Raw genomic sequence first — 25,037 nt, 5'->3', positions numbered from 1 at the left:
TGCTCCGATCCAGGATATCTTGGCCAGCCGTGACGCTGTCCGGGCAGGACAGATCATGGTGGTCTCCGCTAGATTTGGGTGACTGTTCATAGGCTCTCTCAGGTGAGTGAGGTGGTCACGGCCGGCCGCAGCGATCTGTTGTTGGCGAACCAGTAGACGGGGAGTACGACGACCACCGTTATCACGAACGCGCCGATGACCTGTGCCCACGTGTGGGCGTCGAGGTAGATGCGATTGGGGACCATCACGACTGGGATGATCAAAAGCGGCCAGTATTTTCGGTCGACGAGCGTAAGATACAGCGTCGGCATCAGGGCTGTGATGACATGGCCGGAGACGTTCCAGAACGGCGAGAGCAGCGCGTACGGTATCGTCACGACCAGCAGCGCCTGCATCGCGGTCGGGACGAGCTGTCCCCAGTCATACCGGCGCCAGACGAGCCACGTCACGAGGCTAGTGATGAACAGGCCGCCGGCCACGAGCGCATCGACTTCCCAGGCGTTCCCTTTCGTCGTCTCCATCACGCCGGACCCTGTGACGAGCATGAATGCGGCTGCAGGGAGGAGTGACGCAAGCCCCGCGCCCAGAAAGACGCCGACGCGACGCCACAGAGCCGACCGATTACGGTCCTGTAAGGCCCATTCGTAGCGGATGAGGAGCAGCGTTCCCACCCCGAGGACAGTGATGGGATGGAACACGTACGGAAACACCGTCATAAATCCCTCAAGGATGTCCATCTCTTAGAGAGACGACGACGAGGAGTAAAATCCCCCTGTTTGCCTTTTCAAGTCACACGTTTCCTCGTCACTCACAGAGCCGACGGGGACTCGCGATTGGGCCATACTCCCGGAGGGAGTTGGGCCGGTGACAGAGCGATCCGGCTGGCTTTCGCCTGCCTGCCGAGCCGTTATAGTAGTCGTCGCCCACAGATACTGTATGGACAACGCGACCGACGAGGGACAACTCGATTTAGAATATAAAATAGAGCCTGAACAGAGCGAGGAATCGTCCGGGGACGGAGCGGCAGTACCCCTTTCCACCGGCCGAGAGGACCACCCAGGTGTCGATCGGGCGCGGACCGTAAGTCGTCTCCTGGATGACGCCGTCGAGGTTCCGGGAACGAACTTTCGGATCGGGATCGACCCGATCCTTGGGATTCTCCCGGTCGCAGGCGACCTCGTCGCAGCAGGTGCGTCACTGTACATTATCCTTGAGGCGGTGAGAGTTGGGATGCCGCGGAAGGCGATAGGGAAGATGCTGGCGCTCCTCCTCGTTGATTTCCTGATCGGATCGATACCCGTCATCGGCGTCGTGTTCGACGCCTTCTGGAAGCCTAACCAATGGAACGTCTCTAGACTCGAAGATTACGTCGAACAGATGTCGTCGTAATCCCGAGACGCGCCTGGAGTCCCTGCCACAACCGGCAACGATGCGTTACCGCCCCACTTGTCCGCTTACTCCCCGGGACAGGCGTTTGAACAACAGTAGCTTCGTCCCCCCGCTGCCGTACGCTACCGCGGCGGCGTTCCCATCCACGTGCACCGAGACGGGGAGTCCTTGCGTTGGGTCGACAGCCCCGTGCTTATTCAGTCCCTTTGGCGGCTCATACTCTCGCACTTCTACTGTCGGGACTATCCGGCGAAGCATTTGTGCCAGCCATGGTCTTACTGAGCACACTGTATATTGCCACGAGAGAGAACGGATGTCTCAGTCGGCGCAGCGGTCGCATCGCCTGTTTTCCGGTAAGTAGGAATTACCTCACAGTGGTCGGATCGGGGTGTGGTAAGCCGGGCTTGTGAAACGTTCCCATTGGCGTTCGGTTTCGAGAAATAGCACAGTCGAGTCGCGATGGGAAGTGGTCGTGTTTTCGAGAAAAAATAACAGCAGTACACTTGTTACTACGACGTTCCCGTGTTAAACCATCCCAACCATCGTGGGACAGAAACGTATTGTAGATACGACACGACACACACGGAGTGATAGCACACTTGATATAGTAGAAGTTGAAAGGCATCGCCCAGATGATCGCACGCAGTCGTGTTCGACTGTGCAAACGCTCTCCCAACCCATTTTAGCCAGTACCTATGCTATCAGCGGAGCACCATTAATCACTCCACAGAATCTGTTTGGGCAGTGGCGAGCCGGAGGTGTATGCTGTGAAGTTTAAGAACCGAACTATCTATACAAAATATAATTTATTATAGACGTGATAGTCCGCTGGGTTACTAGAATGGGCGGCTGCTGTTGGTAGACGTTGACCTCATGTTGCGGCCGGGGCTGCCGATCACCCATCACGGAATCACCTATACCGAGGTATTCGTCGTCGCCGTGGCCCTCGTCCCCGCGCCCTCTCGTGGCTTGCGCCTGCAGACCGGTATTTCTTGCCCGCGGAGGAAGTAATCCGACTGCAGTCACTATGACAATGTCCACACTCCGCGAACTGTTCGTGCACGACCTCGAAGACATCTACTACGCCGAGGGAGAGCTCCTCGACGCACTGTCGGAACTGGCCGACCAGACGGACGACGAGCAAGCCGCACAGGCGTTCCGTGACCACCGGGAGGAGACTCAAACCCACATCGAACGGCTGGAACAGGTGTTCGACATGCTGGGCGAGGAACCGGATACGGAGGAATGTGACGGCATTGAGGGACTGATTACCGAACACGAAAACTTCGTCGAACAGGATCCCGACGCGGAGGTACTCGACCTCCACAATCTCATCGCGGGGCAGAAGACCGAACACTACGAAATCGCCGCTTACGGGAATCTGGCGTTGCTCGCCAATCGGCTCGACATGAGCGATGCGGGCGATATCCTCCACGAGACCCTTGAGGAGGAGAAAGAGGCTCTGGAAAAGCTCGCGACACTTACCGAGGAATTCGAGTACGCCGACGTCCGCGAATCGGCCACTGCGGACTGACCCGGTCCCAGCCGCAGTCCCCCATTTTTGCTCGGGTGTGAACTGCGCCCGGATGGATATTCGACCCGCCGAGCCGACCAACCGTGCGCTGATCAGCGCAATTGCGGATATATTGTTCCGGTCAGTGTGCGCGCTCAGCGATAGCAATTCAAGACGACTCTTGACGCGGCGTTCTCTGATGACGGCTTCGTCCACGCGACGATCGACGGACAGCTGTCACTGCGCTGGCTGCAGGGATTGCCCGAGGCTGAACCGCCGGAAGTAGCGTTCGAAAACGATGCCGGCGATGAGAGATCGCAGGCGTGTGCCTGCCACATCCCTTTGCGTGTTGCTGGCCAAACGGGTGTATGGCAGACGACCCAAATTCATCTGAACCTTCGCCGGAGCGTGCGCAAAAGCGGGCTGTCGAACGACGGCACGAACGCACGGAGACAGTCGAAGACGCCCTATCGAGGGTCAGTGGGCTGTTCGAGGAGGAAAAGTACCCGGTGACCGCCGAGGAACTGGCAGTCGAGTACGGCGATGAGATCCTCGACCTTCCCAACGAGACGGAGTCGTTAGGATCGGTGTTTGACCGACTGGTCGACGAGGAGTTCGCGTCGCCCCAGGAGGCGCGGGAAGTGGTCTACCGCGAGTTGACCGGTGAGGCGGCCGGATCCGAAGAGTACAACGAACAGCGTGAGCTCGACGAACTCGAAAGCGGATCCGGCGACTAGCAGCCCGAGCGCTCTTGAAAGTCGCCTTTGGCCGGCCGCTGCTTGTCCATACAGGGCCAACGCTTTTGCAGAACGCTCCGAACATAGTGGTATGGGAACTCCTATTTCAGCGGAGGACGTCGGCAAGCGAGTCGTTAACGACGGCGACACGATCGGACGCGTTGTGACGTACGAGGCGGAAACAGCCTTCGTCGATCCTGATCCAGACCTCAGTGACGTAGTCAAATCGAAGTTCGGGTGGGCCACGACGAACGAGGAGACGTTCCCACTCCAGCGGGAACTCGTCGACGAGGTCACGGACGACGAGATACGGCTCGTCGCCAAACAATGATGGCGGATGGGACGGCACCACTGCCCGCCTACGGTGACGAGAACGAAGCATCTTGAGAAGCGCGGCCGTCTGAACAAAGCGATGGAGTAGCGTGTGAGGAGAACGGAGAAGACGACTATGACGGCAGCGATGGCGAGAGCGTCGGGGTGTGCCACGCCGTGTAGATAGACGTCGAAGTAGTTATTTGGGGAGCCTCGGTCGATCTAGCGCTATCACTACGTGCTATCACATTCGTTTGGTCCTTGGTGCGGACTCGTGGCGTGAGCGGATCGCCATTGACGAGTTCCCCGACGGCGATTCATAGTCCGTGGCTCCGAAGACGAGTCCTTTCGAGAGCGGGGAGATGACGTTCGTTTAGAAGGTGAACGCCAGATCGCTGTCGACGGGCGGCGCGCTACCTCACCCCTGGTCTTTGCCATCGACCATGAGGACGACTTTGTCCTCGTCGATGCGGGCGATGTGATCCGGGTGGATCGGATAGGAGTCCTCGTCGTGCTCACCCCAGCCCAGCGCAGTCTGGATTCGGTCGGCGATTGAGGGGTCGGGGTCGACCCACAGCTCGCCATCGACCACCTCGACGACTATCCCGAGTTTCGTGCCCTTCCGGTCTTCCACGGGTTTCCCTTCGTCGTGGTCGGTAACCATCAAATTCTCATCTACGTCTGCCCGGGCCGTCTCGGCGACGTTCTCGGTACCGGTCTCGTCTCTCGCAGACGTCTCCGTCTCCACGGTTCGCTCGCTGGATCCCCGGTCGACGTCGTACTCTCCTTCCTCGATGACTTCGCTCTGGACAATACTCTGTGAGATGGTGTCGGCAGTCATTGTTTCGGTGTCCAAGATCTCACCTGTCAGGGTCCGTTGGACGTGCATCTTCTCCTGTCGCGTCTGGCGTCTGAATAGGCGGGTTTCGATGACATCGTCTTCGCGGAAGTGGCTCTCGACGTGTCCGTGGTCGATGGCGGTCTCGGGGGAACCAACCAGTTCACCGTCAAGGATCGTCCGTGTGACGCCGTCGATATCCACCGTCTCCCGCAGCGTTTCCGTCTCGATCGTATCCTCTGTTGCCACGTCCGTGTCGACGATCCGGCTCTCGACGGTAAGGCGCTCGACGACCTCGCGTTCGAGTTCCCATTCCTCATCGACGTCGATCTCGACGTTATGGGGGGCAGAAACGCGTGTCCCGCTCTCGAACCACGACTCGTCGGCGCCGGTCGAGTTGGGAACCTCGGACCGCTCGGTCGAGCAGTCCGCGACCTCGGTAGAGAGCAGACGGGCCTCGACGATGGCCGACTGGAGCCCTTCCTTGTCGACCACCTTACTCTCGATGGTCGCCTCCTCGACGATTACGTGTTCGACGACCGTCCGCTCGGAGAGTTCGGTCTCGACCGTCTTGCCCTCGGTGAGTTTCTGCTCGACCGTCTCTTCGTCGACCGCTGCGTGGCTCACGGCATCTGACCGATCAATAACGTCGATGGTACCGGTGTCGCTGTGCTGGATGATGAGCTTGTCCTCCGCTCGTATCTCTCGCTCGAACTCATCCCAGGACAGCTCCTGGTAGTCGGACTCGACATCGGACTCGTGGACGACCGCGAGTCGCTCCTGTCCGTCCTGTTCGAATCGGACGGGGACGAGTGGTTCCGAATCTTCCCATTTCTCGACGGTCCGCGAATCTGTCGTGATGTGACTCTCGGCGCGTGGATCTCGTGACATCGGGTATTATTCTAACCTATTACGTGATAAGCCCGAGGCTTGCGAGAGACGGGAACCCGCTTAGCGCCAGTCCTGTGCGTGTTCTTGCCGGAACTCGTCGATCTCCGTTCGGGCAAGCTTGAGTTTTTCGCGGATGGTCCCATCCGTGTGGTCACCCAGTTGTGTGAGTTGTCGCTCGATTTCCTGCAGACGCTCGCCTTCCTCTTGATCGTCCTCGAGTTCCGCGTCGCCGGAGAGCTGCGCTAACCCCCGCTCGATGGAGTCGAGTTGCTCTTTGACCGTCGGATCGTCTGTGCGCTCACTGGCAGACTGCACTGCGTTACGAGCGAGCCGGAGACTAGGTGCCATAACGGTTCGTACACCGCCCGGACGGAAAGAATCCCGGGGTCAGTGGTTGTTCTAGATGCCCAGAGCGGTCAGTTGCCCTATTCATTTAGGCCAACATTTCATGCTGGTCGATGGAGAATACGTCTTACGCTACCATGCCCAATCCCTCGACAGACGTAAACGACAGTACCATCGGCCACGACGGAGCCGACGCCGCCGATGTCTACTCGGACCCCCACTGCCGATACCTGCTCGATTACCTCCAGGAGGAGCCTGGGGCTGTGGCTGTCTCAGCGGCGGCCAGAAACGTCGTCGCCCAGATTACGGAGACGCCACCCGACTGCGTCTCCGACGGCGTCTTGCGGCGCGTCGAGACGTGGTTTCACCGCGGGCTGCTCCCGACGCTGGATGACGCCGACATCGTCGATTACGACCCCGACGCAGGGACTGTCAGCGTTCACGACACCCGCGACACCGCCCGGGAAATCAAGAGCATGAGCTCGTCCTGAACCGTGGCCCCCGATGTCAGGCAGTTACTCGGTCCGACGACGGAACTCGGTCGTCGCGTCGACTCGATCCTGCTCGGTTTCGGACGGACAGCCGATGCCGCCAAGCGGGGTCAGCGTAACGATGGTCGGGACCCTCAGATCACATCACAAGTCGATTCTTCGTGGCGCTGTCGACAACGGGAGCGGCGCCGTCGGTCGCGGGGTCGGTGATGTTCCGCACCGACGATGGCCCCAGCCCGGGTGTTACTCATGATGTGTGTCGGTGGATTTGCATGACGTGACGCAGGCTGTTAGAGGCTACTTTCGGGATCGGTATATCGGGTGCGGCTGGAGAGCATGCTGTTCGTGGTGGCACGCAAGAGGGTGACGAGGGAGCCCAGATACAGCCAGGTTATAAAGAGGATCACGCCGTAGAGCTGGCTTGGCTGGCTGCCTACAACGCCGGAACGATCGAGTCGAAGATCATTTTTTCGGCCTTTCTGAGGTGTTGGTGGAAGGTCGGTGCCGACACCTGCAGCGAATCCGCGACCTCTTGGCCCGTGACATCTCGCGGCCACTCGAAGAACCCAGCGTAATAGGCGGCCTGGAGCGCCGCTTTCTGCCGGTCGGTCATCGATTCGCTCAGTTCGTACGACATTGAGGGAGAGACCCGAGTCTCGCGCTCAGTTTGCTGTCGCGTGACCATTTGTGCGGACGGAAACGTCTCGGTAACGGCATCGATAACTGTCCGAACGCCGTCCCCGGGTGGTAGCTGCACGGTCATGTGGTAGGTCCCGTCTTCGATTCCGGCGTCGGCAATGGTGCCGCCGACAGCGGTGATCGTCGAGAGGAGCGGCGAGTCCGAGAGGTGGATCTCGAAGTCCCGCGTTTCGGCCGTCTCGTCAGCATCACGGAACGTGATCGAATCCCAGTGGATGTGCTCAGCTAAGGACCGGAGCGCCGGCACGGCGTTTTCTGCCGCGGTACCGAACATGATGAACTCGTCCTCGGAGATCGAGACGGCTTCGTCGAACGTGACCGTGCCCGCGGACTCCTCGATGTCCAGCAGGGAGAAGAGACCCGTCACGTGGAACCCGAGTTCGACGACCTCGTCCGACAGGAGCGCGCGCTTGCGCTCGACCGCGGCGATTGCGTGACCGACCACCTCACCGAGTTGTTCGAGGATCGCGCCTTCCCGCCCCCCGAATGCGTCTGTTCGGGTGGCATAGATGTTCAAGACCCCGTAGGTGGTCCCGTCGTGGACGATCGGGATGGCGGCGGAGGAGCGGTAACCGTATGCTTCGGCCTCGTCTCGCCACTGGTCGTAGGTGTCGTCGTTCCGGATGTCCTGGCACCGCTGGAGTTTGCCTGTGCGGAACGCACGCCCGGTCGGTCCCTCACTGTGGTCGTCGTCCGAGTTGACCGAGATGGTAATGTCCTCGAGATAGTTTCCGACGCCCGCTTCGGCCTGGACGGTGACTTCCTGTGATCGGTGATCGACTTTGCCGATCCAGGCGAACTCGTACGCGCCCGACTCGACCAGTCGGTCACAGACGACGGATTCGATCTCCTCGCGCGAGGACTGGGAGATCGCTGCGTCGCTGATGTCGCGGACGATGTCGTTGAGGCTGTTCAGCACCGCGAGCTGCTCGCGCTGCCGGACCAGTTCCTGTTCGTCCCGGTGGCGCTGGATCGCCGACGTGAGGATGTTTACCACCGATCTGACGACCGTGACGTCTCGATGGGAGAACGACTGGGGTTTGGTGTCGTAGATTCCGAGAATGCCCCAGGGGTCGTTCTCCGGGCCAATAGTGACGGTGATGCCGCTTTGTATGTCGTGATCCGTGAGTAGATCCCATCCGGTAAAGCGTGTTTCCGTAGCCAGGTCAGTCACGACCACCGGTTGGTCTCTGGCCAGCGTATACGCCGCTTGGGAGTCGCTGTCGGTCGCCGAAACGGTGGTTTCATCCACGACAACGTCGTCCAGCCCGACGGTGTGGCGAAGCACGAGCGACTGTCCGTCGTCCGAGCACTGGAGTATCTGACAGTGAGTCGTATCGAGCGTCGCCGCCAGTTTCTCTGCCGCCGCCTCCATGAGCGAGTCGATATCGCGGTCTTCGAGCGCATGCTGGCCGAGTTCGGTGACGACTTCCTGCTGGGTTATTCGACGCCCTAGTTCCTGTTCGTGGGCGACCTTGGACAGCGCGGCCTCGGTGGTCGCCGCCAGCAGTTCCATGAGCTGCTGGCTGTCCGTATCGAACGCATCGACGTCCCGAGAACCGAGGATGAGCACGCCGAACCGCCCGAGGGGCATGAAGACACAGGTTCGGAACTCCGAGAACGGTGACTGCGCCTCGGACTCGGACCAATCGGTCACGTCCTCGCAGTATCGCGTCGCGCCATCGACATAGACCGTGCCAGTGAAGGTCGTATCGTCGGCCGGGATGGACGGAAGCTCGGCGTCTCCGGACGGGGACTCGATCGTCGTGGCCGTCGGATGCAACTGCTCCGAGGATTGGTCGTAGCGATAGATGACGCCTTCAGCTCCCTGGAACAGGTCAGCGACCGTGTCCATGGCTGTCCGGGAGACATCGTCGGCCGTCTCGACGGTGAGCAAGCGTTTCGACATCTCGTTGAGGCCCTTGAGCTGCTTTTCGAACTGTTTCCGGTCAGTAATGTCTCGCTGGACGGCGATGTATTGTGTGATCGACCCGTCTTCGTTCCTCACTGGCGCGATTGTCTGTTCGGCGTAGTACAGCTCGCCGTTCTTTCGCCGCTCGATCACTTCGTTTTCCCAAACGTCGCCGGCACTGATCACGTCCCAAAGCTCTTGATGGTAGCTGTCGCCACGGGCCGAACCCAGTAGCGAGAAGGACTTGCCTTTCGCTTCTGTTTCGTCGTAGCCGGTGATCGCTTCGAATGCGGAGTTGATGTAGGTGACCGACCCATTCGTGTCGAACATACAGATCGCGTGGCCGGATGCTTCGACGGCCTGCTTGAACTGTGCGAGCTCGCGTTCGCGCGCTTCCCGCTCGGAGATATCACGGATGACGCCACACCGGCCGGACTCCTCGTTTTGGATCGGGTACCTTGCCACGCGGGATTCACACGGAATCGTCTCGCCGTGCTTCGTGTGGATATCGAGTTCGATGTTCGCGATGTCGCGGGTGCCGTCAGCGATCTCTTGCGAGAGCGATTCGGAGAGGGGCGTGATCTCGTCGTCGTGAACCGTCGTCGCGTGTGCTCCGAGCAGTTCCGAACGGGAATACCCCGTCATCGAACAGAACGCGGCGTTGACCATGATGAAATTCCCGTCCGCGTCGACGGCGTAGATGCCGTCGTCGACAGTCTCTACGATCTGTTCGTACTGGACGAGTTGCTGTTCCCGCTCTTTCCGGTCGGTCACATCTCGAAGGGAGACCGAGAGCCCGTCTTCGGACGGATAGATGCTGGCTCTCACCCACAGTTCGAGCGGAGGCAAATAGAATTCGATGGGAGATTGCGACTGCGTGTCCATCGCCTCATGGAGCGCGTCGAACAGTTCTGTCTCGCGTATCTCGGGGAACGCCTCCCAGACGACAGCCCCGAGGAGCGCTTCCTCAGACTGGTCGAAGAGGTCCTCCGCACTGTCGTTGAGATACGTGAACCGGAACCGGTCGTCGAGGCCGAAGAACGCGTCGTCGATACGCGAAAAGACGTCGTTCAATTCCCGTTCCAGCTCGTCGCGTTGGCGCTGGAGCCGTCGCTCTTTCTCCTTCCGGTCGCGGATGTCCCTGGCGATGCCGGTCAACCCGATCACCGAACCCTCCTCGTCAGTGAGCGGACTCCCGCTGAACTCGTAGGGAATCGTCTCACCGTCGCTGGTCAGCACCGACACTTCGATGATGGTGCTTTCCCCGTCGAGCACCTGCTGGATAGCATTGTCAAGGGCGTCGGCGTCCTCGTCTGCGACGAAGTCTTGGGGACGCATCTCTTCGATCGTCTCGTCCTCATACCCGGTCACCTCGCCGAACCGATCGTTCCACCGCAGGAATCGCTCGTCCGGGTCAAGGGCATAGAGGATGTCGCGCTGATGGTTGAGGACGCTGTCGGTGAATGCCTTCTCCTCCTGTAACTCGCGGACCCGCTCGCGGCGTTCCGTCATGTCTCGTGTGACTTTCACGTATCCCGTGAGCTCCCCGTCGTCGTCGTGGACGGCGGTGATTGTGGCAGTCGCCCAGAACTGAGAGCCGTCTTTCCGAAGACGCCACCCTTCGTCTTCGGTTGAGCCGGTCTCTGCCGCTATTCGGAGGTTCGCCTCTGGGACGCCGGCCTCCCGGTCCGCATCGGTGTAAAATTTCGAGATGTGCTCGCCCACAATCTCGGAGGCCTCGTAGCCCTTGATCTGCTCGGCACCACTGTTCCAACTCCGAACGTGGCCCTCGGCGTCGAGTCGGAATATTGCGTACTCCTCGACGGCGTCGATGAGCGTCTGGAGTTGCGTCTGTTCCTTCTGGTGGGCCTTCTGCGACCGTTTTTGAGCCGTAACGTCGTAGTACAGCTCGATGCGGCCGCCCGCGTACGGGCCGTCCGCTATCGGTCTGCTTCGATGCTCGAGCCATCGTTCCGCTCGCTCCCCGTCAGCGCTGACAAGACATTCAAAGTCCCGCGCGTTTGTGTTGTTCTGGTATGTGGACAGGACGAGTTCGCGAAACCGGTCCTCGTTTTGGACGCTGGGTGCGATTTCAGTAGCGACGAGGTCACGTTTGTCCTGTCCGAGCACCCGCTCTCGGTCGATACCGAAGTACCTCCCGATGGCGCTGTTTGCCCAGACGACATTGAAATCGGCATCGAGAAGGAACATACCGACTTCGACCTTGTCGAACAGGTTACTGAGGGAGTCGACGTCGGAACGCTCCGGCATTGGGACGGCATCGTCGCTTCGACCCTGCTGGCTGGCCGTTGGTTTCGGGGATGAATCGGCCGCGCTCTGCCCCGAACTCCGCTGGTCGGCGGTAGGCAGATCGCGGTCCCCTGGGCCGTCGGCTCCGCGTGAGAGCCACCAGATGCGGTCGGACGAACCGATGTCCTTGCTATCGAGAAAACCACTGTCGTCGAGCTGACTGAGTCCCTCTTGCGCCTGCCGGTAGGACTCGGAGATCGTCTCGACGACTTCACTCGTCGTCAGCGGCTCTCCCGGGTCCGCCGTCTCGAAAACCGAGAGTATCTCGCGGAGTCGATCAGATATGGCCGGCTCGGGCATTACTCAGTCCCCACACCGAACCGATATTAAACCTGTGCCGACGGAAACACCCAGTTCAGCGGCGTGAAGAGGAGAGCCGCCGAATCAACGTCTCAGTTAGTATATTCACCCGTCTCAGCAAATGTAGATAAGTAATATAATAGAGTAAACACTAACGTGTTAGCGAGGGGGGAAGAGCCTTGATAGCTTGATAGTTCAGCGGCCAGCCGACCGACGTATCCAGATGGACGTGAGATACCACGTCGGGCGCAGAATGCCCGTCGGTGGGCGTCGCCAGACCCATGGCGGGGATGTATCGATGTCGTTACCGTTGAAAACTGCTATCAATGACTCAAGAGGTCGTTCGGGAAAGCATGCTGCTGCAGGCTCCTGCCAGGCCAGATGGCAGCAGCCAGCGGTGCACTCGCTTTATTACGGGGAGAGACGGGAACCGTCTATCTGGAGGAGCTGAAATCCGTACGCAGACGGCCACTACCAGCCGATATCTGTTGGAGTTCCCATTGAAAGCCCAAGCCGTATCTGTCATACACAGTTACGACGGGGTGTGGTAGATAAACCAATGAAACGACGCACGTTCGTTACGTCCCTCGGAGTTACAGTAGCCAGTACTGCACTCGCGGGTTGTAGCGGGGACGGTCCCGATGAGGGCGAGGTCACCGATGACGGCGGCGATAGTACCGATGCCGGTGGCGGCGCTGAGTCCGGCGACGAAATGAACAGCGAAACAGAAGGCAGCGAGGGAGAAATCGCCTCTGAAGAGATCGAAGAGACCCCGGAAGGTCTCGAGGTCTCGAACAGCCAGCTGAGCGAAACGGACAGCGGTGCCAGCGTGACGGGAACCGTAACGAACACCGGCGAGAGGTCCTACGAGTACATCGAAGTCGAGGTGACGCTAAACGACGGCGACACCATCCTTGGCGAGTGGGCTGATACCAGTGAGGAAGAGTTAGATGGTCTCGGTTCCGGGGACACCTGGGACTTCGAAGCAACGTTCGAAGACGAGGAAGTGAACGAGGCCACCGGATACACGATTTCGCTTGACGGTGTCCTCGCGGACGATTGACTGGCCGGGACACCGGCTTCCGGGAGGGAAACGACCACCCCCAGCGATTAAGCGCACGCTTCCGACTGTTCTCCCCGTGACGTGGGCCCGTCTGGAACTGGCGAGCAAAGCGGCGTTATCGACTGGTTCTGACAGAGACTCCTAATCATCTGCGCCTGGTTGCTGCCGGCCCCCTTCGGAAATCACCATCTACTGTAGGTGCGACCGGTGCAGTTGCTGTTCTGTGTAGAGAAATTGTGAATAAGTGACAACTATTATTGACCTTTGGCTGTAACATACAGCGATGCGTCTCGACCACCTTGAGCGGCTCCACGATACGATCGAACCGCCCGACACTGAGGACACTCTCCATTTCTGGTGGATCTATGCCGCTGCCGACGGCGATTACAACGGGCGGCCCCCGTCGGATGCTACCTTCATCCCGTTCCACGCCAGTAACGAAGGGATCGCGTGCGTCGATGACGTCGCCCGTATCGCGGTCGCCTATCTCAACCACCACGACTGCCGGGACGACGCTCACAGTCGCAAGCGAGCGCGCCAGGCGCTCGAGTACGTCCTGTACATGCAGCACTCCGACGGGACCTTCCTCAACTTCATTACGGACCCGGAGATGAACGAGACGGTGTTCGGTGACCCGTCGCCGGACGTGGTGGACGGCATCAAGGTCGACGGGTCGATGACCAGTATACCAGCGCTGGAGTTCTGGTCGTCGCGGGCCTGCTGGGCACTCGGCGAGGGATATGAGACGTTTTCGGGTGTCGATGCGGAATTCTGCAACGACCTCGAGGACGGGATTCATCGCTTTCTCGATGCCCTCGAGGCGGGGCCGTTGGATTCATACGGCGAATACGAGACACAGCGGGGCAAAAAGATCCCGTCGTGGCTCCCGAACAACGATACCTACGGCACCGCGCCAGCGGTACTCGGGCTGGCATCCTACTATCGGGCCTCAGACGACGGCCGGGCGAAACGTATTCTCGAACAGCTTGCGGATGGAATTTTCGAATGCCGGAGCGGCGATACCGTCTCCCCGCCGTTCAGCACACATCTCGGCTCGCCGCCGGGAACGCCGTGGCACACATGGGGGTTGCGGCAGTCCGCTTCGCTCGCCCGAGCGGGTGACGTGCTCGACAAGCGCGAGTACGTCGAATCAGCGCGTCGCGAGGTCTCGGCACTCCACACCTTGCATCTCAGCTCGGAAGCACAGATCGCGAGTTTCGGGCCGGCACCGCTGGTGTACCACCAGCTCTCGTATGGCACAGACGCGCTCGTCCACTGCTGTACCGAGCTCTGGGAGGCCACCGGTGAGACAGCGTTCGCCCGTCTCGGTGCCCAGCTCTCAACGTGGTACTGTGGCAACAACGTCAAGGGCGCCGATATGTGGGACAGAGAGACCGGGCGGGGGTTCGACGGGATCTACCAGGACGCAATCGACTGGAAAGCCGGTGCGGAATCGACCGTTGCTGCCGTCCGGACCATGACCGACGTCGAGCGATACCCAGACCCGGTGTGCATGGACGAACCCGTCGCCACGACCGAGGACCATTCCTATACGCTGTATGACGCCGAACACGGAGCGATGGACTCATGGACCTCGCGTCTCGACCCGGAGGGAGCGCAAGCGGTGTTTTCCAGCGGTCGGATCGTGAAAATACTCCGGCCCGGGCGCTTGCGCCTCGACCAGGACCTCGCCCCGGGCGAGTATCGCCCGTATGTCGTCGTACAGGGGACGATCGCTCCAGAGGCGAGGGTAGTCGTCACTATCGGTGACCAGCGCCGGACCGCAGACATCGCTGGCCGGTCGGAAATGTACTACGAGATGCTGCCACTCGATCCGGTCGAGGTGGCGACCGACGATTCGGTCAGGGTGACTTACGAGGGCGATCAGGATCGGAACGGAAGAGTCGACGCGCTCGTCTTCCACCCGGCAGTGGCGTGGCGAACGATCGTTGGCGACGGTGGCGCGAGTTCGGCCGCCATCGCACGAAGCGTCGTCCCCGAGCGCCGAAGCGTCTCGATTCCCGTCCAGGCCGACGACTATGATTCGGTGACCGTGCAGTCGCTCGACGAGGAGGGACGGGTCGTGCGCGGTCGGGAGGCGACCGTCGGCCGGGGCGATGATCCTACCGAGCGGACCGAAGTGAGCGTAACCGTCGAGCCATTCGGGTTCACACTGGTCCACGCGACCGACTGACGGTTCCAAATGCCGCCACTGGTTAGCGGACTCGGCATCGAGGTTTTGCGGTTCGTCCACCGTGATGAGCCAGTCGGTGTGGATGACGCGACCGATCTTCCTGCGGCGCCTGGGATAGCGATGCACATAGTAGCCGACCGATATCGCCCTACGCCTACATATGAAACCTACCTAGTAGGTCTCCGTAGCCTGACGTGGTTATCGGCAGGTCAAGCGGGTTGATATGGCCGGCTTCCGAGCCCCCGGCGAGGAGTATATCCGTCTTGTTTACTATGCAAGCAGTAGCATATTACGTGGGCCCCTCAAACCCTAGAACGTCGTCAGTGCTGTGAAGCTTTGGTGTGCGTGAGGGACGGCTGTCGTTCGTGAAGAGCGCCCGGCCCCACGCTCGATTAGCCGCAGCACCATCGACTTCCACTTTCAACATATGATTCAAGAACACCTCGCTGACTATACTCCCGAATTACACCGGTCGCAGAGTGATTCACAACGCATCACAATGCTTTCGACTCCCGGCGATGGTTCGTGCGGGATCGGTACGTACACGTGTGATCTCATCGAAGGGATGGATAGTATCGCCGCCGAAATCGAACCGATCCCGCAGGACGATCGATCGCTCCGGAACTTTATCCGGCTGGCAGTGCGCGCCTCCCGTACGAGCGGGGACGTGAACCACGTACAGCACGAGTACGGCCTCTTTCGACGCGACGGGTCGCAGTATCCGGGCGTGATGGGCGTTGTATTCTTCCCGCTACTGTACCTGTTGTCATCCCTTCGGTCCCAGAAGATCGTGATAACTCTCCACTCGGTCATCCGGTTCGAACCGGACGAGGCTCCCTTTTCGGTTCGCCTCTACCTCCTCCTGATGCACAAGCTCATGGTACTGTGTTCCGCCCATCTCATTTTTCTCTCGCCGGACTGTGCGTCGAAGTTCCAGGGCGATATCGACCTAGAGTCCGAGGATTTCACCCTGCTCTCACACGGCGTGAACACGGACGTTTCGCCGTCCATCTCTCAGGACGAGGCCAAACGGGCGTTCGGGTTCGAACCGGATGAGAAGGTCGTCGCCATTCCTGGTTTCATGCGACCACCGAAGGGCCACGACATCTTCATCGAGGTCGCCAGAGCCTTGCCCGAGTACGAATTCATGATCGCAGGTGGCGCACGACCGAAGGGTGCGGACTTCGACTTTGCCGAATCGGTCGCAGCGGACGCACCGGACAACGTGACTATCACCGGCGTCCTCGACGAGGAGGGCTACTGGACCGCACTCGCCGCGCCGGATCTGGCCTTGCTTCCGTACCGCGTTGTCTCCCAGAGCGGAACGTTCAACGCCTGTGCGACGCGAGAACTCCCTGTCCTGGCCAGCGATGCCGAGTACTTCACTCGTATCCAGTCGACGTGGGGCGCACCAGAGACAGTCGACATTTCGGAGACGAGTGCCATTGTAGCCCAGGTCAAGGAGCTGCTCGAGAATACGTCTCGTCGCCGCCAACTCGCTGAAATTATGGCGGCGTACAAAGAAGCCAATAGCTTCGAACAAGTCGGCAAAGACCATCTCCAGATCTATCAGCACCTCAGGAATGGGACGCGTGGCGAGCTCGATGAGGTGAAATCGGCCCCCGAATCGGGACCGGCCGTTTCGGCGTCCTCGAGTCCCTGACCCCAGAGTCTGCTGCCGGATTGACGCTGCAGCCGTTTGCGGTACTACAGGTGCATTTGAGGGCGTTTGCACAATCGGTCGTACGACCAGCGTACGACATTGTGATGATGTTTCAAATTCAACGATAGCGAGAAAACCGCTTCCCGGCGAACCGCCGACCGACAACGAGGGCTTACCAGTGATTCCGGAGAGACTCTGTCCCGTCGAGTATCTGTCCTAGTACGACAGGGCCGTCCTCCGGCCCAGTTCACGAGTAGAAAAAACAACAGGACCGCGCCAGGCAGCCACCGACTCGGGTATCACGCTATCACGGGGCGTGGTGGATCAGCGATCGTCGGAGACAGCTATCACCGAATTTTCGGTGTCCGTTGTTGTTAGTGCTCCGTCTCGTCGCTCGGGAGTGCATTCGTGTTCGCTCGCTCGAAGCGGGGGCAAACACGTCGTACTCCGGGCGAAACTCGAACTCAAGGTGTTCGAACAGCGGGCCTGTCTCGATACCCGCCGCAGTCAGAACTCCTCTACCGAGACTCCGTCTTGCAGGGCGTTGGTACTGCAGGAAACAGTTTCAAAACCCTGTGGCCTCGCTTGGTACTTTCTATGTCACCCTCGAAACAACGTTAGCTATTATTTGCCGTCAAGACCGGTGAATGACCGTACTCACCAGTCACCTCGACCTGCACGAGCAGATCTACCGCTCGCCAGATCGAGTAAAGGAGACACATCAACTCAAAGTAAAAACCTATCCGAAATCTTTTGACGTGGTAAAAGATGTGAAACGCTTAATATACATGTGAACTACGTCAATATCTTATCATATACTCAAATTTGAATTTGGAACATCCGAAGATACATCTAACTGGTAGTTCGTGATGTCATATGGCCCATCGTTCTCGATGACTCCACATTATATTCTCACTATCGCTGGGCCACTCAACGGATTGGGATTCTTGTTCTTCAATTTCGTGGCGTCCTGTGGGCCAGCCGGGTATTCAGAGAGCGAATCACCGTCCAGTAGATTTCAATATGTCATCTTCGGATGGCAGAACATTGATATCGTCTCCGGTATCGGCTGTGAAATAACGTATCATCCGCTTATTCTGCTCGGAACGATATCCCTGATGGTGCTGGATTTTTTCCCCTTTCCATGATATGGAAACATACCGGATAATAAGCAAACCCACGGAGTAGCCGATCCTGCCAATATCTATCTGTAGGAAATCATGGGAAGATTAACCCGTATACATAGAGAGCGCTAGTCTCAATTACTGTCGACCGTCGAAGTTGACGCTATAGTGGGTCAACGGGGCTGTAATGCGTATATTTGGTCAAATCGCCGAATGGAACCGATCTTTCATGTCTGTACTATCGATTGTATTATCAGATTTAGAATATTTTCGATTGTGTAGACACTCAGACTCCGCGTTGCATCCAATTGAGTCACTCTCTATCCGATTCCAGTTTCCTCCTTCGACGGCGTCAGCGTGGTGTCAGCTGTCACAATCTGCAAATGCTCGTTCACCAGTTAGCTCGACCTGTACAAGAGGATCGACTGACAGATAAAATATATTACCAATCACAACTGACTGCACCGCTATATCCGAATAGATGTCAGAATTTCCCTTTCTATTGGTCAATCAGTTCGACGTGGTCACCACCGTGGACAGTCGTTTCCAAGAGGTTTGCGAGCTCAGCCAATTCGATCTCACCGTTTTCAGGCTCTCCATCTAGCTGAATTGGTGCGAAGCAGAGTTCGGATCCATAGAATACTCCAATGACACGGGTATGCCGCCCTAATTCACCTAGTGAGAGACCAGTAACTCTAATATCTCGTTGTGAAGCTGCGTTAAGACAGTCTAATAGTAACAGTGCATCTTCTCGTTCCTCCGCAAACACAGATACTTTAGATAGATCTCCATATTTGTCACAATCCGATATACGGTCCAGAAGCTCTGATTTTTCAGGGGTTTGTTCGAAATTGTAGTAGGCAACGATCACATCAACATCATTTTCTTGCAGTTCATCAATAATCCACTTTTCATTTCTCACCGTTTCGAGATCAACCTCCACCATTTCAACTGAATCTGAGCTGGCGGCGGCGAGAATTTCTTCTAATCGAGTGGATTCCGATGCATCACCACCCGACCACGCAGGTCGATTTGATGCTATTATAGGTAACTCTCCGTCGTAGTTAGTTAGTTGATCATTTGGGGCTGCCGCCCTGTCCATTCGGAATTCCACATAGTTTGCATCTTCTCTAGCTTGGGGCTCATAGCTCAAGTCGGGCGTGGTTCCGACGATATCATATTCTATATTGTTCATAATACAATATAACAACGGTACCTATAAAAAGTTCTATACTTATTTTACCTCGGTTTACGAGTTGATTATTCAAATAACTCAAATGTAACTTGTCCGGCATACCCGCTTGCAGGCCATTCCTATACAGCAGTGGCTTGGTCCGCCCAGTAACGATAAGTGATGTATTTATCAACCACCTCCCGATGATGTACGGCAAAATTTGTTATAGGAATGATTGCTATATCACTAATATGAACCTCAGAGACGCTTGCAATATCTGGGAGAATTCTGAATGTGTGGGAACGAAGGATTGTCCACCCAGATGCCCTAGGTTTTTTGATAAAAACGATGAGCCGATGCTCGTTCGTGAGTTTACGGACGATGACTACGAATCGCTTATAAAGATGTACACTAGTCTTGAGGATGAGGACCAAACCATGGGGGTCCCGCCACAAAAACAGGAAGCACTCGAACAGTGGTTGGATCAGATCCTCTCAGATGGTTGGAGCCTTATCGCCACTCACGATAACGGTATTGTGGGACATGCAGTGATTACCCCGAAGTCAGAAAACGAACCAGAGTTCGTTATCTTCGTTCATCGTAAATATCGGAATAGAGGTATCGGTACGGAATTAGTCAAACAAGTGCTTGCACACGCTGAGACGATGGACTATTCGAACTTAGCGTTAGATGTTTCTAGAGCAAATAAACGGGCCATAAATGTCTATCGGAAGATTGGATTTCATACCGTAAGCGAGACAAAAATGTATAAACAAATGCAAGCATCCCTCGAAAAACCAGACGTTTATGCATTTCAGCAACCACCTGCAAAACGTGAAAGTTACTGATATACATCAAACCATAATAGCAAATTGACTTGTTTTGAATCACTTTATTCAATGGACCTGGCGAAGTCCCATAGTTAATATACATACAGAACTGGCAATGTTCGAATTGGACTCTGGAAAGAAAACAGAGGAGTCACCTTCAATTATATTGAAACCGGACATCTACGTCACTGTTGCTACTATAAGAGAGATTGCCGGAAAAAATAACAGTCGTACATGCGTTATTGTAATGGTTCTAAACACTCTTTCAGCTTCAATAATATTGAAACCGTTTGCCCATGGTTCATTCTTGTTATATGATCTGCATGTCTTATTCCACCGTGCTTGGGGATTCAAGAATAAGACTATTGGGGAAGGCTTTTATAGAATGGTAAAGTAGAATCCCTCACCGATGACCAAGCAAAACGTTCTCGTTACGGGTCCGTTTGGCGAAGCAGGGGAAGCAATCTTAAACTACCTTGCTGAAAAAGAGATATATGAGTTTACGTATCTCAACCGATCCGATCATCCCGAGTACGAGACACACGTAGCGGATATAGCTGATTACGATGCAATCCGACCAGCATTTGAAGGGCAAGATGCTGTGATCCATCTAGCTGCTCAGTCTGATGCAGGTGCGGAGTTTGAAGATATAATCGAACCCAATATCATCGGCACATACAATGTTCTCAAAGCGATGGAGGACGCTGGAGTTGAAAAGCTGATATATGCGTCTTCACAGCGCGTAATGGGTCTGTATGAGGAAGATCATGCTCCCGAACTCTATGAGGAGGATTACCCAAGTGAGTTCGATCCGTTCCGTCTCACTCACGAGACACTACCGAAACCAGATGGATACTACGGTGCCTCAAAGATGTTTGGAGAGCATATGTGTCGATCACATGCTCGACGTGATGGTTTTCCAGAGCAAGTGTATTCACTCCGGATCTCCAGTGTCCGGACAGAAGAATACGATCATCCATACGGTGACGCCGAACGCGGTGTAGACCGTGGAGAAGAGCATAAAGTAGATGAGGATGAAGTATGGGATCAGTCACAAACCGGCTCTTGGGAACGTGATAGTGAAGAGTACGAAAAGATGGTAAAGCGACTGAAAGCGTCGTGGACATCACAACGGGATTTCGCTCACCTGCTTGAATGCTGCCTCGAAGATGATTCGGTCACCTATGATGCGTTCTATGCGGTCAGTGGGAACGCTGCACGGTGGTTCGATATTGAACATGCACAAGCTGTCCTGGGTTATGAGCCGAAGGATGATGCTTCGCAGTGGGATGGACCGCCGAGTAAAAAAACAGAGTGAATACAGAAATCCGATTGATGCTGCCACAGTCCGATAAACGTCAAAACCTTAGATAGTATTGATACTATCTCATCTACTCTCACAGACTCTGGAGCTCTGACCGACACAAAATGATTCACTCGTATTGATGCATTTTCAATTCTATAATATTTTTCTTGTTCATTAACTTCGGCACAAGTTCGTCTTTTATTCGTTCATTATCTAATCGACTACGTGGGCCACTTATACTGATCCCTCCAATGGTGTCATCAGGCTCAGAAACAATTACTGTGGCAATCGCACAGACACCAGGAAAGTGCTCGCCTCGATTGATCGAATATCCACGCTCCTGAATCTTATCCAGTTCATCTCGGAGAGTTTGCTTGTCAGTGATCGTATCATCAGTTTGTGGGGGTAGCCCTCGTTGCTCTATGATTTGATTTACCCGCTCCTCAGGCAGCTCTGCGAGTATAGCCTTTCCTGTGGCTGTCGAGTGAAGAAACAGGTGTTCGCCCAATGGTGCTTCATCATCTATTGATTCTGGGCTCTCCGATTTGTAGAGCTGAACCGCATATCCGTTTTGTTCAACGGTAACATTTGTGTGTTCTCCCGTCATCTCACGTAGTTCGTCCAGTTCAGGTCTAGCCGCTTGATAGAGAGCCATCTCGTCTTGCATTTCTCCTCCTACCCGGAGGAATTGAAAACTAGTATCGTATACATTCTCTTTCCTGACAACGTAGCTCGTTTCCACCAGCGTGCCAAGATGAATATGTGCAGTACTAGCAGGCAAATCAAATGCCTCAGCTACTTCAGAGAGTGTCGCTCCTCCGTTATCGTGGAGGTATTCGATGATTTGAAAAGCCTGGTTAACGCTCTTCAACTGGCGTGAACCCGAATTTTCGTTGTCTGTCATAGTAGAACTTTATTGTGGACTCTCTTAAGTACTGTGGATATTTTCAACTATGTTGAAATCCAGGCCACCACTATCATTTTAATATTCAGTATGAGAAAATAGATATAGACCTATAAAACAATAGTTCGATCTGTATCACAGTGGATCATAGAAGTCTGATCACACAGTAACAGTGTCCCCTACTGATCGGCTCTGTGTTTGCGGTTTGGAACAGCAGTAGTGAGACGCAACGGGTTTGTCACTGAACTCCCTCTGAGGGATTGATGTATCTATTGTAGGTGCAAGTAGGACTCAAGCTACTGGATGGAGTCTTCAGGACCAACTACGTTCAAGTTCTCAAATAGCTCATCATATCCATTAAGCTCGAAGAGATATTCGCCTTCTAGCACTTCCTGGCGGACTGAATCCTCTGCCGAGAGTTTCTGACGTGATCGTTCCAGTACTTCTGCTGCCCCCTCATGGGGAATAACCGCTAATCCATCGTCATCTCCGATGACGATATCACCAGGATCGACGCTAACCCCACCACATGAAACTGTGACGTTGATCGAGCCAGGGTCCTGCTTGAGGGGTCCTTGTGGGTTTGTTCCACGTCCGTATACCGGGAACTCCATTTCGGCGATTTCACTACTATCTCGATATCCTCCGTCAATAACGAGACCTGCGAGATCGTTCGCCTGACACGAGGTGCACATCAGTTCTCCGATGTGTCCTGTATCAGTATATCCATTGGCATCGATTACGAGAACATCTCCGGGTTCGGCCATGGTGATTGCCTTATGTATAATAAGATTATCACCAGGAGACGCGTTCACCGTTACTGCGGTCCCTGCCATTTGAATCCCATCGTATGCAGGTGTGATCCCTGAGTCCATTGTTAATCCGATGTTGCCCGTAACATCCGATACGATCGTACTCGGTATCTCCTCAAATTCCTCGACAACATCACGGTCCGGTCGCTCTATCTCATGCTCTATTGTATGCATATATCAGGCGATGGTGACATTATATTTTAAACTACCGATCTTCCGAGTTTGCTGAGCGGATTGATGAAGAACAATTCTGAACCCCGTACTACTCACTCGGAAAAGCAGCTATGATGCTTACCCGCAGTAGTAACGATCAGGGAATATCTTGAGATGATCGCCTGTGTAATTCCGTAACATTATAATCGTTGTATTGTGATAGCGTTCGTATGCGGGGATTAGCCAAAACCAGTCGTGAGTACGGTCAGATGGAACTGGTGGATGTTGAAGCTCCAAAACCAGCATCTGACGAGGTATTAATCGAAATCAGCTATGCTGGACTTTGTGGCAGCGATGCAGGCATCTATGCGTTCAAATCTGCATTTGAGCGGATGGAGTTACCGACAATAATCGGCCACGAGTATACTGGTACAGTAATCGAAACCGGTGACGGTGTAACAAAATTCGAGATCGGGGATCAGGTTGTTGAGCGCCCCATCCGCGGTTGTGGTGACTGTTATCAGTGTGAAATCGGTAATGAGAACATATGCCAAAATGCCGAACTCACAGGGATTGATCATCATGGTGCATACGCAGGATACATTGCAGTACCTGTGAAAGCGCTACAGAAAGTTCCGGAAGCAGTCGAGCCAAAACACGCCGCACTAGTCGAACCGACTTCAATCTGTACCCGTGCCGTAATTGAAAACTCACGTGTCAGTCCGGGCGATGACGTTCTCGTAGCTGGACCAGGACCGATGGGACTTCTCTCCGCCCAAGTCGCAGAAGCACAGGGGGGTGAAGTTGTCGTTGCCGGGGTTGAACAAGACACAGCATACCGTCTCCCTCTTGCAGAAGAACTAGGCTATCCAACGATCAATATCGAGGAAGACGATATAGAAGGGTATCGTGAAGAATTCACGAATGGGATCGGCTACGACGTTGTATTTGATACAACTGGACACCCATCAGGGCTAACGATGGCAGCCGAGCAGGCTCGAAAGGGTGGACAGATTGTCCTCGTCGGACAGACAGGTGAAGCGAAGATGGATTACACACCAATCGTCCGAGCCGAAATCGATTTGCAGACCTCTTACGGTGCGATGTACCAAGACTTCGACCGAGCGCTCAGATTGATCGGTTCAGGTGATGTTGACCATGAGACATTCTCGGACAGCCGTTTCAGTTTGCTCGATGCGGACGAAGCTTTCGAGGCATTTCTCGCGGGCGAAACGTGTAAACCGGTTTTCGACGTCTCCGTCCTCCGTGAATAACTGACTCCCGAAAGCACGATCAGCTTGGTACTAAGAACGCTAGGACCCAAAATTGCAAGTTAGCTCTGATCGTATCACTAGTCAAGTCGTGAATTAGTGCAGTTCCGGTAGATTTGTTCGTCTATTCAGCGCGCGGATCCCACTCGTTCCACTCGCGCTCGACGAGGAAATCGTCGAGTTTCCCCTTGGGATTCTCGAAAACATGCGAGCCGTGGAAAACGAGTAGGGTATCGAAGTCATATTCGAGTAGTGTATAGAGGTTGAGTTCGGCAGCCCTATGATCATCATTAAATAGTGCTGGAGGCGGGAGAAGGTATCCGGCCGGAAGCCCACCACGATCAGAGCCGTCCAACGTATCTCCAGAGATCAAAATATCGCGGTCCTCGAGTAGCAATGCAGATGTCGCTTCCGTGTGACCTGGAACCTGGATTACGCGTATATTTCCAGCGAGGAGGTCACCGTCATCGTATTTCACGTCGGGTTCGAAATCCAGACCCTCTTCTTCGAGATGCGTGTATAATTTGGTCTCATCCGCAGGCATCGCAAGCTCAGGAGAAAAGGCTTCCATGACGTGACTTAATCCACCGTGGTGTCCGTGGTCGCCGTGAGTAATGATTACACGATCTATTGTGCCGTACTCCTCTTTGAGGGTTTTTACAAGCTCTTTGCCGTTCTCGTCGAATGCAGTGTCGACGAGAGTTATCTTTCCGTCCGGGACATCTTTCAGGACTAGTACGCGCACGTGGTCGAACTGAATTTGATCGATTCCATCAACTACGTTACTTGCACTCATTTCAGCTAAG

At 55.7% G+C, this 25,037-nt stretch carries 19 protein-coding genes and 1 pseudogene; 11 read left to right on the top strand and 9 right to left on the bottom strand.

Going from position 1 to position 25,037, the window contains the following annotated elements; translation table 11 throughout:
• Positions 1-98: 98 nt before the first annotated feature.
• Positions 99-737, bottom strand: a complete 639-nt coding sequence (locus ACY9XZ_RS16105) for a phosphatase PAP2 family protein (RefSeq protein ID WP_463458037.1) — start codon at positions 735-737, stop codon at positions 99-101.
• 199 nt (positions 738-936) lie between these two features.
• On the opposite strand from ACY9XZ_RS16105, the gene ACY9XZ_RS16100 reads away from it, so the two are divergent.
• The 4 genes from ACY9XZ_RS16100 (at position 937) to ACY9XZ_RS16085 (ending at position 3,970) form a co-directional block, all read left to right on the top strand.
• Positions 937-1,389, top strand: coding sequence for a DUF4112 domain-containing protein (locus ACY9XZ_RS16100; RefSeq protein WP_463458036.1), 453 nt, complete (start codon positions 937-939; stop codon positions 1,387-1,389).
• Positions 1,390-2,416: 1,027 nt separating this feature from the next.
• The gene (locus ACY9XZ_RS16095) at positions 2,417-2,923 is read left to right on the top strand and encodes a YciE/YciF ferroxidase family protein (protein WP_463458035.1); all 507 of its coding nucleotides are present in this window, start codon (positions 2,417-2,419) and stop codon (positions 2,921-2,923) included.
• A 347-nt stretch (positions 2,924-3,270) separates the two neighbouring features.
• A complete protein-coding gene (locus tag ACY9XZ_RS16090; protein WP_463458034.1) occupies positions 3,271-3,639 on the top strand; it encodes a DUF5789 family protein in 369 nt (122 codons plus the stop codon).
• Between the two features lie 91 nt (positions 3,640-3,730).
• Positions 3,731-3,970 (top strand): PRC-barrel domain containing protein, encoded by a 240-nt coding sequence (locus ACY9XZ_RS16085; protein ID WP_463458033.1) that lies wholly within the window; start codon positions 3,731-3,733, stop codon positions 3,968-3,970.
• 399 nt (positions 3,971-4,369) lie between these two features.
• Here ACY9XZ_RS16085 and ACY9XZ_RS16080 read toward each other — a convergent pair whose 3' ends face one another.
• Together ACY9XZ_RS16080 and ACY9XZ_RS16075 are read right to left on the bottom strand one after the other, a co-directional pair.
• Positions 4,370-5,680 carry a hypothetical protein gene (locus tag ACY9XZ_RS16080; protein WP_463458032.1) on the bottom strand — a complete coding sequence of 437 codons (1,311 nt, stop codon included), beginning with the start codon at positions 5,678-5,680 and terminating at the stop codon, positions 4,370-4,372.
• A 60-nt stretch (positions 5,681-5,740) separates the two neighbouring features.
• Positions 5,741-6,028, bottom strand: a complete 288-nt coding sequence (locus tag ACY9XZ_RS16075) for a DUF7553 family protein (RefSeq protein WP_463458031.1) — start codon at positions 6,026-6,028, stop codon at positions 5,741-5,743.
• A 134-nt stretch (positions 6,029-6,162) separates the two neighbouring features.
• Between ACY9XZ_RS16075 and ACY9XZ_RS16070 the strand changes: the two genes are divergently transcribed.
• A complete protein-coding gene (locus ACY9XZ_RS16070) occupies positions 6,163-6,516 on the top strand; it encodes a DUF7344 domain-containing protein (RefSeq protein WP_463458030.1) in 354 nt (117 codons plus the stop codon).
• Between the two features lie 433 nt (positions 6,517-6,949).
• Here the strand turns inward: ACY9XZ_RS16070 and ACY9XZ_RS16065 are convergent, their stop codons facing one another.
• Positions 6,950-11,737, bottom strand: a complete 4,788-nt coding sequence (locus ACY9XZ_RS16065; RefSeq protein WP_463458029.1) for a PAS domain S-box protein — start codon at positions 11,735-11,737, stop codon at positions 6,950-6,952.
• Between the two features lie 559 nt (positions 11,738-12,296).
• On the opposite strand from ACY9XZ_RS16065, the gene ACY9XZ_RS16060 reads away from it, so the two are divergent.
• The 3 genes from ACY9XZ_RS16060 to ACY9XZ_RS16050 all read left to right on the top strand — a co-directional run bounded on the left by ACY9XZ_RS16060 (position 12,297) and on the right by ACY9XZ_RS16050 (position 16,657).
• The gene (locus ACY9XZ_RS16060) at positions 12,297-12,800 is read left to right on the top strand and encodes an FxLYD domain-containing protein (protein WP_463458028.1); all 504 of its coding nucleotides are present in this window, start codon (positions 12,297-12,299) and stop codon (positions 12,798-12,800) included.
• A gap of 283 nt (positions 12,801-13,083) precedes the next feature.
• A complete protein-coding gene (locus ACY9XZ_RS16055) occupies positions 13,084-14,994 on the top strand; it encodes a hypothetical protein (protein WP_463458027.1) in 1,911 nt (636 codons plus the stop codon).
• Between the two features lie 565 nt (positions 14,995-15,559).
• Positions 15,560-16,657 carry a glycosyltransferase gene (locus tag ACY9XZ_RS16050; RefSeq protein WP_463458026.1) on the top strand — a complete coding sequence of 366 codons (1,098 nt, stop codon included), beginning with the start codon at positions 15,560-15,562 and terminating at the stop codon, positions 16,655-16,657.
• Between the two features lie 400 nt (positions 16,658-17,057).
• Here ACY9XZ_RS16050 and ACY9XZ_RS16045 read toward each other — a convergent pair.
• Both ACY9XZ_RS16045 and ACY9XZ_RS16040 read right to left on the bottom strand, forming a co-directional pair.
• Positions 17,058-17,197, bottom strand: a pseudogene (locus ACY9XZ_RS16045) (IS5/IS1182 family transposase); the annotation flags it as partial.
• 1,083 nt (positions 17,198-18,280) lie between these two features.
• Complete coding sequence (locus ACY9XZ_RS16040) at positions 18,281-18,976, bottom strand: type I 3-dehydroquinate dehydratase (RefSeq protein WP_463458025.1); 696 nt, start codon at positions 18,974-18,976, stop codon at positions 18,281-18,283.
• Positions 18,977-19,206: 230 nt separating this feature from the next.
• On the opposite strand from ACY9XZ_RS16040, the gene ACY9XZ_RS16035 reads away from it, so the two are divergent.
• Together ACY9XZ_RS16035 and ACY9XZ_RS16030 are read left to right on the top strand one after the other, a co-directional pair.
• Positions 19,207-19,803 (top strand): N-acetyltransferase family protein, encoded by a 597-nt coding sequence (locus tag ACY9XZ_RS16035; protein ID WP_463458024.1) that lies wholly within the window; start codon positions 19,207-19,209, stop codon positions 19,801-19,803.
• A 391-nt stretch (positions 19,804-20,194) separates the two neighbouring features.
• Complete coding sequence (locus tag ACY9XZ_RS16030; RefSeq protein WP_463458023.1) at positions 20,195-21,103, top strand: NAD-dependent epimerase/dehydratase family protein; 909 nt, start codon at positions 20,195-20,197, stop codon at positions 21,101-21,103.
• Positions 21,104-21,218: 115 nt separating this feature from the next.
• On the opposite strand, the gene ACY9XZ_RS16025 is transcribed toward ACY9XZ_RS16030, so the two are convergent.
• A complete protein-coding gene (locus ACY9XZ_RS16025; RefSeq protein ID WP_463458022.1) occupies positions 21,219-21,995 on the bottom strand; it encodes an IclR family transcriptional regulator in 777 nt (258 codons plus the stop codon).
• Between the two features lie 296 nt (positions 21,996-22,291).
• Positions 22,292-22,981: a 4-carboxy-4-hydroxy-2-oxoadipate aldolase/oxaloacetate decarboxylase gene (locus ACY9XZ_RS16020; RefSeq protein WP_463458021.1), complete on the bottom strand. Its 690-nt coding sequence runs from the start codon at positions 22,979-22,981 to the stop codon at positions 22,292-22,294.
• Positions 22,982-23,190: 209 nt separating this feature from the next.
• Between ACY9XZ_RS16020 and ACY9XZ_RS16015 the strand changes: the two genes are divergently transcribed.
• A complete protein-coding gene (locus ACY9XZ_RS16015; RefSeq protein WP_463458020.1) occupies positions 23,191-24,234 on the top strand; it encodes a zinc-dependent alcohol dehydrogenase in 1,044 nt (347 codons plus the stop codon).
• A gap of 121 nt (positions 24,235-24,355) precedes the next feature.
• On the opposite strand, the gene ACY9XZ_RS16010 is transcribed toward ACY9XZ_RS16015, so the two are convergent.
• The gene (locus tag ACY9XZ_RS16010; protein WP_463458019.1) at positions 24,356-25,027 is read right to left on the bottom strand and encodes an MBL fold metallo-hydrolase; all 672 of its coding nucleotides are present in this window, start codon (positions 25,025-25,027) and stop codon (positions 24,356-24,358) included.
• Between the last annotated feature and the right edge of the window lie 10 nt (positions 25,028-25,037).

The organism is Haloarcula sp. HT12, assembly GCF_055271655.1.
Note: the sequence above shows the minus strand (reverse complement) of the source record. Positions and strands in the feature narration are given on the sequence as shown.